Below are 13,274 nucleotides of genomic sequence, written 5' to 3'. Positions count from 1 at the left end.
CCCGCCGACGGCGGCCCACCCGGCGGTGCCGGTCAGTCCTTGCTCTCGCGGCGGGGGCGCAGCAGTGCCTCGGCGAGGGCGAGCATCGTCTCCTCAAGTGTGGACAGCCGCTTGAGCACGTCCTCGTGCACCGCGTTGACCTGCTTGGAGACATCGTCGTGGACGCCGTCGACCTTACGGCCGACCTCGTCCTCGACGTGGGAGAAACGCTTGGCGAACTCGGCCGCCGCGGCCTCCGCCCGCCGGCCCGCCTCGTCCTGCATGCCTTCCACGCGCCGCGCGAACTCGTCGTGGACGCCGCCGACCTGCCTCGCGACGTCCTCCTGCATGTTGCCGACCTGCTTGGCGACGTCCTCGTGGATGCTGCCGACCTGCCGCGTGACGTCGGTGTGGATGTCGCCGATCCGCTTGCCGAAGTCATCGTGGACGCCGCTGACCTGCCGCGACACCTCGTGGTGAACGGACTCGACCTGCTTGGTGACGTCGGTGTGCACCGACTCGATGCGGCGGGAGACGATGTCGACCTGCGTGGTGAACTCCTCCAGCGCGCCGTCGACCCGCTTGGCGACCTCCTCGTGGATGCCCTCGATGCGCTTGCGGACGTCGTCGTGAACGTCCTCGAACCGCTGGGAGAACTCGTCCATGCGCTTGGCGACGTCGCTGTAGGCCGTCTCGGCGATCTGCGACATGGTCGCCTTGACCTCGTCGCGGTCGGGCCGGGCGCGCAGCTCCTCGATCAGCGGGTCGACCGCGTCGGCGAGGTGCTTCTCCAGCGCGTCGAACCGGTCGCCGTACTCGGCCGCCGGACGCTGGGCGATCTCGTTCAGCAGCCGGTGCAGCTCGCCGATCTCCAGCGTGGCGGGAAGCCTGCTGATCCGCTCGCCGACGCCGTCGATGCGGCCGTCGATGCCCTCGAACCGGCCGTCGAGGCCGTCCATCTTGCCGGACAGCCCTTCGAGCCGGCCGTCGACGCCGTCCAGCCGCCCGTCCAGCCCGTCGAGCCGGCCGCCGACGCCCTCCACCCGGCCGCCGACCGCCTCAAGCCCCTGCTCCATCCGCTCGGCCATCTCGCCGAGCGCCTGGTCGACCCGCGCCGTGACGCCGTTGATCGAGTGTTCGAGCCGCTCGGACCGGTGGCCGAGTTCCGCCAGCGACTTGTCGAGCCGGTTGAAGCGGACGGAGGCGGCCTCCATGCTGCCCTGGAGCTTGTCGAGCCGCTTCGTCATCTCGTCCATGCGCTGCGACGCCTGCTGCGTGGCGTCGGTGATGTGCTGCGCGGAGTCGAGGACGGCCTGGATGCGGGTCAGGCCCTCGTCGACGTTCTCGGCGACGACGCCGACGTCGGCCCACAGTGCGGGCAGTTCGGCGACGGGCTTGACCCGGTCGCCGAACGCCTCGATGTGCTCGGCCAGCCCCTCGGCCCATTCCGGGGGTTTGCCGGCCAGCTCGTCGACCTGCCCGCGGACGCTGTCGAGCTGCCCGGTCAGCCCGGTGAGCTCCCGCTCGCGGACCTCGCGGAGCAGCCACTCCATGCCTTCCAGCCGCTGGCGAATCTCGTCGAGGACCTGACCCTGTGAGCGCTGTTCATAGACGTGGTCCTGCGCCGCACGGGCGAGCAACTCCCGCATCCGATCCGAGACCGGTTGACCCCCCGTCTGCAGGAAGTTGTGATTCGTTTCCACCCGATGCTCCTTCGTGTGCCGGCGCGAGAAATGACGCACGGCAATGAATCTCTGGAGACGCCACTGTAGTGCGTGTGGACAGTGCCTATAACGGGTAGCAGAGAACGTAGCGAGTTCTGTGGAATGCACCGGTTATCCGGCTGGGGCGGATAGCGAATGATCCCCCGGGCGCGCGGGAATTTACCGCTTCGCGGCCATCGGGGAAGATCGTGGGGATGTGCTCGGCGACCGGGGCTGGACGGGACGGTGTCCGCCCGGTGTTCTGTCCGTACATCTCGTCCAACATCGGCAGTTCGCGAACACGGAATGAATACGCGGCGGCCGACACGTGTGCACGGGACGTGATGCCCCCCGGCGGGAATCGGGCCATTTTGATGACGCATTCGGGGGTGCCGAAGTCCCCCTCGCTGAACCTGCCTTGGTGTTTCCGCCGCAGCCGCCTCCGGCGAAACGATTCACCGGCCGCGTCATGTCCTTGCCGGGTGCCCGCAATCCATGGTGACCGCAATGCCGGAAAGCGCGAATGATTTGCACGGCCGTGGCGCGTCGCCCGCTTCCGCTTGGCGTTGCCCCGCCGCGGGGAAGATCTTTGGACTCGATCCGCGCCCGGCCCCGCTCCGGGCGGGTCAGCCCCTCGGGACGGGGTGGGTCAGGAGGGCGACCGGGTCGCGTCCCACGCGGGTGAGCACCAGCGTCAGCCCGGGGGCGCCGCGGGCCGCGCGGCGCCCGGCGAAGCCCAGGTCGCGGCGCAGGCGGTCGACGTCGATCGCCGAGCCGCGCTTCTTCACGGTGAGCACCCCTGTGCCGCGGCGGCGCAGTTCCGCGCGCAGGCGCTTGACCGAGAACGGCAGGACGTCCTCGACCTCGTAGGCCGACGCGAACGGCGTGGGGCGCAGCTCGTCGGACGTGACGTACGCGATGTGCGGGTCGGCCAGCCCGCCGCCCACCTGGTCTGCGACCTCACCGACGAGATGGGCGCGGATCACGGCGCCGTCGGGCTCGTACAGGTAACGGCCCCAGGCGCGCACGTCCGGGTCGTCATGGCCTTGGGGAGTGAGCGTCCACATCTGCGGATCGAGGTCGGAGGAGAGCAGGGTGGCTCGGCGGCGCACGTCCCCGGAGAGCGCGCCGAGCCACAGGGCCGCTTCCTTGACATCGCCGCCGAGCGAGACCCACTCTGCTTCGGCGCCGTCCGGGACGGCCTCATGCGGTATCCCCGGCGCGACCTTCACGCAGGCGGTGGGTACCCGGCGGGCCAGATCCAGGACGACGTCGAGTGGCGGCTCATAGGAGCGGGGGTCGAAGACCCGGCCTCGTGCAGTGCGCCGCCCAGGATCGGCGAACAGCGCATCGAAGCCGTCCGGGTTCTCTTCGGTCGCGTCCCCCACGCGTACGGAGGCGAGGTCGTCCAGCCCCAGGGCGGTGATGTTCGCCTTGGCCACCTCAGCGGTCAGCGGGTCGAGTTCCACACCTTCTCCGGCGAGGCCCTTCCGCGCACGTGCGATGAGGTCCGCTCCTATCCCGCACCCCAGTTCCAGCACACGCGCGCCGGGAAGACGGTCGGCGAACCGCCGGGCACGGTGTGAGGCCACGCTGGCGCGGGTCGACTGCTCCAGCCCCGTCTGGGTGAAGTACATGCGGCGGGCGTCGTCACCGAACTTGGCCCGGGCCCGCTCACGCAGCCGCACCTGGGTGAGCGCCGCCGAGACGAGCGCGGGGTCGTGCCGTTCGCGTAGCCGGGACGCGGTCGTGAGCAGCGCGTCCTCGCTCACGTCCAGACCGGACGTCTCGCTGAGCAGCGCCTGGCCCGCCGGTGACTCCAAAGCTCGGAACGACGCGATGTCCATGGTGGGAAAGTTAGCTTCCGGTGAACGGGGAGCGGCAGGTGCCGTGTGCGCCCGTGTCCGTGTTGACGGGGTACCGGGCACGGAATAGTCTCCATGACTGGCACTCTCCTAGCTAGAGTGCCAACACAGCGACAAGGTCGGTCTGGCACCCGCGACGGCAGGCCGGTCCAGGGTCGCCTCTCTGTCACATGTGCTGGCCGGTCCACCGTGGCCGGCCGAGGACCAATCGAAGGGGAGGTCAGATCGTGACGACCGCCACCAAGGTTGTTCTCAAGCCGCTTGAGGACCGTATCGTCGTCCAGCCGCTTGAGGCCGAGACCACCACCGCGTCGGGCCTGGTGATTCCGGACACCGCCAAGGAGAAGCCCCAGGAGGGCACCGTCCTTGCCGTTGGCCCGGGTCGCGTCGACGACAAGGGCGAGCGCGTCCCCGTCGACGTCAAGGTCGGCGAGGTCGTGCTCTACAGCAAGTACGGCGGCACCGAAGTCAAGTACAACAACGAGGACTACCTCGTCCTCTCGGCCCGCGACGTGCTCGCGGTCATCGAGAAGTAATCACCGAGACGTGATGCACCCGCCCCGGTCGGCGCCGCCTTCAGCGGGGCTGCCGGGGCGGATCGCGTGAAAGAGGAGTATCCGCATGGCGAAGATCCTGGAATTCGAGGAGGACGCTCGCCGGGCTCTTGAGCGCGGCGTCAACGCTCTCGCGGACGCCGTCAAGGTGACGATCGGCCCGCGCGGCCGCAACGTCGTCATCGACAAGAAGTTCGGCGCGCCGACGATCACCAACGACGGCGTGACCATCGCCCGCGAGGTGGAGCTGGAGGACCCCTACGAGAACCTCGGGGCCCAGCTCGCCAAGGAAGTGGCGACCAAGACCAACGACATCGCGGGCGACGGCACCACCACGGCGACCGTCCTCGCGCAGGCGATGGTCCGCGAAGGCACCCGCAACGTGGCGGCCGGCGCCTCGCCGCTCTCGCTGAAGCGCGGGATCGACGCGGCCGCCCAGTACGTGTCCGACCAGCTCCTCAAGTCGGCCCGCGAGGTCGAGGAGAAGGGCGAGATCGCGCACGTGGCGACCATCTCCGCGCAGGACCCGCAGATCGGCGAGCTGATCGCGGAGTCGTTCGAGAAGGTCGGCAAGGACGGTGTCATCACCGTCGAGGAGGCCCACACGATGGGCCTGGAGCTGGAGTTCACCGAGGGCCTCCAGTTCGACAAGGGGTACCTGTCGCCGCACATGGTGACCGACCCCGAGCGCATGGAGGCCGTCCTGGAGGACGCCTACGTGCTCATCGTGGACGGCAAGATCTCCAACGTGCAGGAGTTCCTGCCGCTGGCGGAGAAGGTCGCCCAGACCAAGAAGCCGCTGCTCGTGGTGGCCGAGGACGTCGAGGGCGAGGCCCTGGCGCTGCTGGTCGCCAACAAGATCCGCGGCACGTTCACGTCCGTCGCGGTCAAGGCGCCGGGCTTCGGCGACCGACGCAAGGCGATGCTGGGCGACATGGCCACCCTGACTGGCGGCCAGGTCGTCAGCGAGGCCATCGGCCTCAAGCTCGACTCGATCGGGCTGGAGGACCTCGGCCGCGCCCGCCGGATCACGGTCACCAAGGACGCCACCACCGTCGTCGACGGTGAGGGCTCCGCGGACGAGATCACCGCGCGGATCAACCAGATCAAGGTGGAGATCGAGAACTCCGACTCCGACTGGGACCGCGAGAAGCTGCAGGAGCGGCTGGCCAAGCTGGCCGGCGGCGTCTGCGTGCTGCGCGTCGGCGCCGCCACCGAGGTGGAGCTGAAGGAGAAGAAGCACCGCCTCGAGGACGCCATCTCGGCGACCCGCGCGGCGATCGAGGAGGGCATCGTGGCCGGCGGCGGCAGCGCCCTGGTGCACGTCGCCGCCGAGGGCTTCGACACCCTCGGCCTGTCCGGTGACGAGGCCACCGGCGCGGAGGCCGTCCGCCGCGCGCTGGACGAGCCGCTGCGCTGGATCTCCGAGAACGCCGGCCAGGAGGGCTACGTCGTGGTCTCCAAGGTGCGGGGGCTGGACGCGGGCCACGGCTACAACGCCGCCACCGACGAGTACGGCGACCTGATCGCGCAGGGCGTCATCGACCCGGTGAAGGTGACGCGCAGCGCGGTCACCAACGCCGCCTCGATCGCGGGCATGCTGCTCACGACCGAGGCGCTCGTGGTCGACAAGCCGGAGGAGCAGGAAGAGGCCGCCGGCGGCCACGGTCACGGCCACGGGCACGGCCACTGAGTTCTGAGGTCGCCCGGCCGGGCGGGCGTGCGGTTCATCCCGTCTCGTCCCGTCAGGAGAACGCTGACAGACCCCCGTCCATCCGGGCGGGGGTCTTGTCGTGTGTCGACACTTGAGCTGTAGCGAGCTCAATGAGCTGTTTCTGGCTGTTTCAGCCTTTTTGAGACGAAAGCGGCTAGATGAATCCAGGAACTCAACGAGGTCGGCCGACAGCGATGTGTAGTTTCGCCAGGATTGCTCCAGCACTGTGACCATTCCGTTGTAGAGGACGGTGCAGACACGCCCGGGAGTGCTGGGCATCATGCTTGACGTGACCGAGGGAAGCTACGCCGGGACCATGGCCGCGCGCGCTATCGACCCCTCGGGAGGGCCCGGCCCTCCACCGTCCCACGACACCGGCCGTGGGATCCGGGTGCTGCGCGCGGCACAAACGGGTGACGGCGACCTCAAAGAGCTGACGAACCTCGCCGTCCAGGGCGACCCGGGGGCCATCGAAGTCCTCATCGGCGAGGTGCGCCCCATGATCGTCCGGTACTGCCGGGCCCGGCTCGGACGGGTCTCCGGCCAGTACCACATCGCCGACGACGTGGCCCAGGAAGTCTGCATCGCCGTCCTGTCCGCCCTTCCCCGCTACCGGGACATGGGGCGGCCGTTCGCGTCCTTCGTCTTCGGCATCGCCGCCCACAAGATCGCCGATGCGCTGCGCAGCGCGGTCCGCGCGGCCGTGCCCACCGAGGACCTTCCGGACGGCCCCGACGACCGGCCCGGGCCCGAGGAGACGGTGGTCCGCTACATCGAGGCGCAGCGCGCCCGCGACCTGCTGACGCGCCTTCCCGACCACCAGCGCGAGCTCGTGCTCCTGCGGGTGGTGGCGGGCCTGTCGGCCGAGGAGACCGGAAATGTGCTGGGCATGTCCGCGGGGGCGGTACGGGTCGCGCAGCACCGGGCGCTGGCCCGGCTCCGGGCGATGGCGAGAGAGGAGTCGATCGCTTGACGGAGCGCGGCCCCTTCACCGGCCTGCGCGGCGCCCCGGACCCGGCCGACCCTCCGAACCCCGGCGATTCCGGCGCGCCCGCGAGCCGGTCGCAGGCCGCCGCCCTGCCCGCGGATCTGGCGGCGGTACGCCGTACCGACGCCATCATCGATTCGCTGGCGGCGTGGCGCGCTGCCGGCTCGGCGCCGCGTTCCGCCCCCGGCCCGGCTGACCGTCCCGGCGGCGACCGTCCCGAGGGCGACCGCGCCGAGGCCGGACGCCCGCGCCAGGCCGACGACCCCGACCCGGCGGTGCGGCTGCTGCGCGCCCTGATCGCCGACGTGGACGACCCGGGCTCCGAAAGCGGCGCCGGTTCCGAAGCCGGTCCCGGACCGGCCCCGCCACGCCCGCCCGCGCCGTCCGGCCCCGGCGGCCCACGGCGCCGCGGCCGCGGCACGATCGTCGCGCTCGGCGTGGCCGGGGCCGTCCTCGCCAGTACCGGCGTCGCCGCGGCGGGCAGCGGGGCGACCGACCATCCGTCCGCCGCTCCGGCCGCTCCGGGCACCACCGCCTCCTCCGATGCCGCCGACGACACGGAGAAGACCGTCCGCGCCGACACCGACGCCGGGACCTACGAGCGCCCGCGGCCACCCGTCCGGCCCGCCCCGGAACCGGAACGGCGGGGACCGGCGCCGACGCCGTCCGGCGACCCCGGGGACCCCGGGGACCGGGAGGCCAGGCCGCGGCCGAGGCTTCCGTTCCCGTTCGGGCCGCGCCCCCGCCACCCGGACACCCCGTCCACGACCATCTACTCCACCCCCGCCGCCGGGACGGACGGCGCCTCCGACGACGACGGCGACATCGGCCGCCAGATAGACGACATCCGCAGACGCACCCAAGAACGCATGAACCGGCACCAGAACCCCTACAACCGCGACGACTGATCGTGCGCGCCGACGGGCCGGTCAGTTCTCGTCGCGGCCCTCTTCGCTGTCGATCACGCCGTCGACGTAGCCTCGGGCGTACTCCCAGCTGACGTAGTCGACGGGGTCGGGGGCCAGGGCGGGCTCGTGCACGCGGGGGAGGCCCTCGTCGAGCAGGTGGCGCAGGTTGCCGTGCAGGAGATCCCAGTCGATGTAGTGGAGCCTGCCGCAGTCACCGCAGTCGACGGTGAGCCCTCGCACCCCGAGCGGCTCCAGCAGTGCGCGGAAGACCTCCAGGTCGGCGAGGTCGGCCAGCACGTCCTCGCGCTCCGCCACGCTCAGCGGAGCGGCCTCTTCACCGGGGTCGCCGAGCGACGCCGCCGGGTCCTCCGGGTCTCCGGCGAACGGGTCGAGCGGAGCATCGTCGTGCACACCACCCACGCTACTGCCTGATGCCCGGGGCGGTGCACCCCCGGTCTTCTCCGTGCGCGAACGATCACAGAAAGTGGGAATGCACGGCGCCGTCCCGCTTGTTGCGTGATGTCATCAAGACCACGCGCCCGCCGTGTGCAACACCCGGCCCCGGCGGCGGCCCACGCTCTACCATGGGAACAGGGTCGCCGTGACCTGGCTCGATGCCTCCACCACTACGGGAAGGTAGTCATGAATCCCGCCGCCGAGCCCGACAAGTTCCTCCCGCAGGGCCTGACCTTCGACGACGTGCTCCTGCTGCCGGGCTACTCCGACCTTCAGCCCGGCGAGGCCGACACCACGACCCGGCTGACCCGCGGCATCACGCTGCGCATCCCGCTCGCCTCGGCGGCCATGGACACGGTGACCGAGGCCCGCACGGCGGTCGCGATGGCGCGGCAGGGCGGCATCGGCGTCCTGCACCGCAACATGTCGATCGAGGAGCAGGCCGAGCAGGCCGACCGGGTCAAGCGCTCCGAGGCCGGGATGATCACCAACCCGGTGACGTGCCTGCCGGACGCGACGCTCGCCGATGTCGAGGAACTGTGCGCCCGCTACCGGATCTCGGGCGTGCCGGTCACCGACGTACGAGGCGTCCTGGTCGGCATCGTGACCAACCGGGACATGCGCTTCGAGTCCGACCTGTCCCGTCCGGTCCGCGAGGTCATGACGGCGATGCCGCTGATCACGGCGCCCGTGGACGTGACGCGCGACGAGGCGTTCCGCCTGCTGCGGGGCAACAAGGTGGAGAAGCTCCCGCTCGTGGACGCCGACGGGCGGCTCAAGGGCCTCATCACCACCAAGGACTTCACCAAGAGCGAGCAGTACCCCCACTCCACCAAGGACGCGGACGGCCGGCTGCTCGTCGCCGCGGCCGTCGGCGTCGGCGAGGACGCGATCCGCCGTGCCCGCGCGCTGATCGAGGCCGGCACCGACGTGATCATCGTGGACACCGCGCACGGCCATTCCAAGGGCGTCGCCGACACGATCGCCGCGATCAAGGCCAATGCGGCCGTCGAGGTCGTCGGCGGCAACGTCGCCACCTACGCGGGCGCCCAGCTCCTGGCGGACGCGGGCGCCGACGCCGTCAAGGTCGGTGTCGGGCCCGGCTCGATCTGCACCACCCGCATCGTCGCCGGCGTCGGCGTCCCGCAGATCACCGCGATCTTCGAGGCGGCCCGCGCGGCGAAGGAGGCCGGTGTCCCGGTGATCGGCGACGGCGGCCTGCAGCACTCCGGTGACATCGCCAAGGCCCTCGTCGCGGGCGCCGACACGGTGATGCTCGGCAGCCTGCTCGCCGGTGTCGAGGAGTCCCCCGGCGAGCTGATCTTCGTCCACGGCAAGCAGTACAAGTCGTACCGGGGGATGGGCTCGCTCGGCGCGATGCGCAACCGGGAACGCGGCGCCTCCTTCTCCAAGGACCGTTACGCGCAGGCCGACGTCAGCAGCGAGGAGAAACTGATCCCCGAGGGCGTGGAGGGCCAGGTGCCCTACCGCGGCCCCCTCGCCAACGTCGCGCACCAGCTCATCGGCGGCCTGCACCAGTCCATGTGGTACGCGGGGACGCGCACGATCCCCGAACTCCAGGAACGCGGCCGGCTCATGCGCATCAGCCCCGCCGGCCTCCGCGAAAGCCACCCCCACGACATCCAGATGACCGTAGAGGCGCCCAACTACCAGGGCCGCTGAACCCGCTGAACCCGCTCCCCGCCCCGGCGGCCGGCAAGGCCCGCGCCGCCGCGCCGGGGCGCGTGGACGGCGGCGGCCATGGACGGCGGCGCCATGTCGCGGGCGGCCACCGCGCCGCGCGCGCGATGTGTACCGCGCCCGGCCGGCCCCAAGGTCGGGCGGCTCCAGTGTCGGGCGGTTCCGGTTTCCCTTGGGGGCGGCGTGTGTGCCGTGGCCGGTGGGGGCTGACGTAAGCTCTTCGGGGCTTGTTCCTGCGGTCGGCGGGAACACCGAGCGGGGGCCGTGCACGGTGATCCGCTCGGGACGAGCCGGGCCGTCGGGCAAGGAAGAGGAAGGGCGCAGTGGCTGCTGAGGTGGAGATCGGCCGGGGCAAGAGCGGCCGCCGGGCGTATGCGTTCGACGACATCGGCATCGTGCCGTCCCGCCGGACGCGCGATCCCGAGGAGGTCAGCGTCGCCTGGCAGATCGACGCCTACCGGTTCGAGATGCCGCTGGTCGTCGCGCCGATGGACAGCGTCGTCAGCCCCGCCACCGCGATCGCGGTCGGGCGGCTCGGCGGCCTCGCCGTCCTCGACCTCGAAGGGCTGTGGACCCGCTACGAGAACCCCGAGCCGCTGCTCGCGGAGATCGCGTCGCTGGACGACGTGCGCGCCACCCAGCGGCTCCAGGAGATCTACACCGAGCCGATCAAGGAGGAGTTGATCGGCCGCCGGATCCAGGAGATCCGCGAGGCGGGCGTCACCGTGGCCGCGCGGCTGTCGCCGCAGCGCACCGCCCAGTTCCACAAGGCCGTCATCGACGCGGGCGTCGACCTGTTCGTGATCCGCGGCACCACCGTGTCCGCCGAGCACGTGTCGGGACGCGCCGAGCCGCTGAACCTGAAGCAGTTCATCTACGACCTCGACGTACCCGTGATCGTCGGCGGCTGCTCCACCTACACGGCGGCGCTGCACCTCATGCGCACCGGCGCCGCGGGCGTGCTGGTCGGGTTCGGCGGCGGGTCCGGGCACACCACCCGGACCGTCCTCGGTGTCGCGGTGCCGATGGCGACGGCGGTCGCGGACGTCGCCGCCGCCCGCCGCGACTACATGGACGAGTCCGGCGGACGCTACGTCCACGTGATCGCCGACGGCGGCATGGTCAACAGCGGCGACATCGCCAAAGCGTTCGCCTGCGGCTCCGACGCCGTCATGGTCGGCTCGCCGTTCGCCCGCTCCACGGAGGCGCCGGGACGCGGCTACCACTGGGGCAGCGAGGCCCACCACGGCGACGTCCCCCGCGGCACCCGCCTCGAAATCGGGACGATCGGGACGATGGAGCAGATCCTGCATGGTCCGTCACATGTCGCGGACGGGTCGATGAACCTGATCGGGGCCCTGCGCCGCGCGATGGCCACGTCCGGCTACACGGAGTTGAAGGAGTTCCAGCGGGTACAGGTCGTGGTGGCTCCCCGCCGGTCCACCGACTGAGATCGAACCACCGCGGATTCGGTCGTTCCCGGGGTGGACCCGTCCCTACCCTTGGGTAGGAAAGCTCGGAAACAGAACCGCTGTGGGGGGAATCGCGATGACGGGATCACCTGTGACAGGCCTTGGCAGCTCCCGCCTCGGCCCCGCCGAGCGCGCCGCGGCGCTCGACCACATGGCCCGTGAGGAGTTCGACGTCGTCGTGGTCGGCGGCGGCATCGTCGGCGCGGGCGCCGCGCTCGACGCCGCCACCCGGGGTTTGTCGGTCGCCGTGGTCGAGGCGCGCGACTTCGCGTCCGGCACGTCGTCCCGCTCGTCCAAGCTGATCCACGGCGGGCTGCGCTACCTGGAGCAGTACAACTTCGACCTCGTCCGGGAGGCCCTGACGGAACGCGGTCTGCTGCTGCAGCAGATCGCCCCGCACCTGGTGAAACCCGTCCCGTTTCTACTGCCCACCACGCACCGCGTCTGGGAGCGCGCGTATCTCGGCGCCGGCGTGGCGCTGTACGACGTGCTCGCGTTCCAGATGGGCAGCACTCGCGGCGTCCCCCACCACCGGCACCTCAGCCGGCGCGGCGCGCTGCGGCTCGCGCCGTCCCTGCGCAAGGACTCCTTCACCGGCGCGATCCAGTTGTGGGACGCGCAGGTCGACGACGCCCGGTTCGTCATGACGGCCCTGCGGACGGCGGCCGAGTACGGCGCGCAGATCGCGTCCCGCACCCAGTGCCTCGGTTTCCTGCGCGAAGGCGAACGCGTCACCGGGCTGCGCATCCGCGACCTTGAGGGGAACACGACCAGCGAGGTCCGCGCCAAGCAGGTCGTCAACGCCACCGGCGTGTGGACGGACGACATCCAGGAACTCGTCGGCGGCCGCGGGCAGATCCACGTGAAGTCGTCCAAGGGCATCCACCTCGTCGTCCCCAAGGACCGCATCCACTCCGCGACCGGGATCCTCCTGCGCACCGAGAAGTCCGTGCTGTTCGTCATCCCGTGGGGCCGCCACTGGATCATCGGCACCACCGACACCGCCTGGGACCTCGACAAGGCCCACCCCGCCGCGTCCAAGGCCGACATCGACTACGTCCTGGACCAGGTCAACAGGGTCCTCAACACCCCCCTCACCCATGACGACGTCGAGGGCGTCTACGCGGGCCTCCGCCCCCTCCTCACCGGCGAGACAGAGGAGACGTCGAAACTCTCCCGCGAACACGTTGTCGCCCACCCCGTCCCGGGCCTCGTCCTCGTCGCGGGCGGCAAGTACACCACCTACCGCGTCATGGCCAAGGACGCCATCGACGCCGTCGCCCACGGACTCGACGGCAAGATCCCCGAATCCTGCACCGACCGCGTCCCCCTCGTCGGCGGCGACGGCTTCCAGGCCATGTGGAACGCCCGGCACCGCCTCGCGACCCGCTCCGGCCTCCACGTCGCCCGCATCGAGCACCTCCTGGGCCGCCACGGCACCCTCGTGGACGACCTGCTGGAACTGATCTCCGAGAAGCCCGACCTCGCCAAGCCCCTCACCGGCGCCGACGACTACCTCCGCGCCGAAGTCGTGTACGCCGCCACGCACGAAGGCGCCCGCCACCTCAACGACGTCCTCGCCCGCCGCACCCGCATCTCCATCGAAACCTGGGACCGCGGCCTCGGCGTCGTCCAGGAGGCCGCCGACCTCCTCGCCCCCGTCCTCGGCTGGTCCAAGAAGCAGCGCGACCGCGAAATCGAGTACTACCGCAAGCGCGTGGAAGCCGAACGCGCCTCCCAAAGCCAGGATGGCGACCAGGAGGCCGACGCCCACCGCCGAGGTGCCCCCGACATCGTTCCGACCGCCTAGCAGTTCCCTTGGCGTCGGGCCTTGGAGGCCCTCCTTCGGCGGGAACTGCGGTGCGATCGCTGCATCGCTCCGGACTCGCCTGGCGGCTCGCTGCGCGATCAGGTTCTTGCTCGCTCGCGTGGGC

At 71.1% G+C, this 13,274-nt stretch carries 10 protein-coding genes; 7 read left to right on the top strand and 3 right to left on the bottom strand.

Annotated features, from left to right (window positions below; translation table 11 throughout):
* Positions 1–32: 32 nt before the first annotated feature.
* On the bottom strand, positions 33–1,682 hold the full coding sequence (locus ACGFIS_RS15605; RefSeq protein ID WP_392905322.1) for a hypothetical protein: 1,650 nt from the start codon (positions 1,680–1,682) through the stop codon (positions 33–35).
* A gap of 626 nt (positions 1,683–2,308) precedes the next feature.
* Positions 2,309–3,529 (bottom strand): SAM-dependent methyltransferase, encoded by a 1,221-nt coding sequence (locus ACGFIS_RS15600; RefSeq protein ID WP_392971346.1) that lies wholly within the window; start codon positions 3,527–3,529, stop codon positions 2,309–2,311.
* Between the two features lie 242 nt (positions 3,530–3,771).
* Here ACGFIS_RS15600 and groES point away from each other — a divergent pair, with 242 nt between their 5' ends.
* The 4 genes from groES to ACGFIS_RS15580 all read left to right on the top strand — a co-directional run bounded on the left by groES (position 3,772) and on the right by ACGFIS_RS15580 (position 7,711).
* On the top strand, positions 3,772–4,083 hold the full coding sequence (gene groES / locus ACGFIS_RS15595; protein WP_205717442.1) for a co-chaperone GroES: 312 nt from the start codon (positions 3,772–3,774) through the stop codon (positions 4,081–4,083).
* Positions 4,084–4,168: 85 nt separating this feature from the next.
* Positions 4,169–5,794: a chaperonin GroEL gene (gene groL, locus ACGFIS_RS15590; protein WP_392971343.1), complete on the top strand. Its 1,626-nt coding sequence runs from the start codon at positions 4,169–4,171 to the stop codon at positions 5,792–5,794.
* Positions 5,795–6,200: 406 nt separating this feature from the next.
* Positions 6,201–6,788, top strand: coding sequence for a sigma-70 family RNA polymerase sigma factor (locus tag ACGFIS_RS15585; RefSeq protein WP_392905973.1), 588 nt, complete (start codon positions 6,201–6,203; stop codon positions 6,786–6,788).
* Positions 6,785–7,711: a hypothetical protein gene (locus ACGFIS_RS15580; protein WP_392971340.1), complete on the top strand. Its 927-nt coding sequence runs from the start codon at positions 6,785–6,787 to the stop codon at positions 7,709–7,711. Before ACGFIS_RS15585 ends, ACGFIS_RS15580 begins: the two co-directional genes overlap by 4 nt.
* Positions 7,712–7,732: 21 nt before the next feature.
* Here the strand turns inward: ACGFIS_RS15580 and ACGFIS_RS15575 are convergent, their stop codons facing one another.
* The gene (locus ACGFIS_RS15575) at positions 7,733–8,122 is read right to left on the bottom strand and encodes a DUF5319 domain-containing protein (RefSeq protein WP_392905312.1); all 390 of its coding nucleotides are present in this window, start codon (positions 8,120–8,122) and stop codon (positions 7,733–7,735) included.
* A 231-nt stretch (positions 8,123–8,353) separates the two neighbouring features.
* Here ACGFIS_RS15575 and guaB point away from each other — a divergent pair, with 231 nt between their 5' ends.
* The 3 genes from guaB (at position 8,354) to ACGFIS_RS15560 (ending at position 13,150) form a co-directional block, all read left to right on the top strand.
* Positions 8,354–9,850, top strand: coding sequence for an IMP dehydrogenase (gene guaB / locus ACGFIS_RS15570; RefSeq protein ID WP_392905310.1), 1,497 nt, complete (start codon positions 8,354–8,356; stop codon positions 9,848–9,850).
* A gap of 353 nt (positions 9,851–10,203) precedes the next feature.
* Entirely contained in the window at positions 10,204–11,319 is a 1,116-nt protein-coding gene (locus ACGFIS_RS15565; RefSeq protein ID WP_392905971.1) for a GuaB3 family IMP dehydrogenase-related protein, read from the top strand.
* Positions 11,320–11,416: 97 nt separating this feature from the next.
* Positions 11,417–13,150 carry a glycerol-3-phosphate dehydrogenase/oxidase gene (locus ACGFIS_RS15560; RefSeq protein ID WP_392905307.1) on the top strand — a complete coding sequence of 578 codons (1,734 nt, stop codon included), beginning with the start codon at positions 11,417–11,419 and terminating at the stop codon, positions 13,148–13,150.
* Positions 13,151–13,274 lie beyond the last annotated feature (124 nt).

The sequence above is a fragment of the Spirillospora sp. NPDC048824 genome, from assembly GCF_043198455.1.
Taxonomy (GTDB): domain Bacteria; phylum Actinomycetota; class Actinomycetes; order Streptosporangiales; family Streptosporangiaceae; genus Spirillospora.
Note: the sequence above shows the minus strand (reverse complement) of the source record. Positions and strands in the feature narration are given on the sequence as shown.

Coding starts and splice junctions, on each gene's coding strand:
- ACGFIS_RS15560 (WP_392905307.1), top strand. CDS start 11,417: ATGACGGGATCACCTGTGACAGGCCTTGGCAGCTCCCGCCTCGGCCCC.
- guaB (WP_392905310.1), top strand. CDS start 8,354: ATGAATCCCGCCGCCGAGCCCGACAAGTTCCTCCCGCAGGGCCTGACC.
- ACGFIS_RS15600 (WP_392971346.1), bottom strand. CDS start 3,529: ATGGACATCGCGTCGTTCCGAGCTTTGGAGTCACCGGCGGGCCAGGCG.
- groL (WP_392971343.1), top strand. CDS start 4,169: ATGGCGAAGATCCTGGAATTCGAGGAGGACGCTCGCCGGGCTCTTGAG.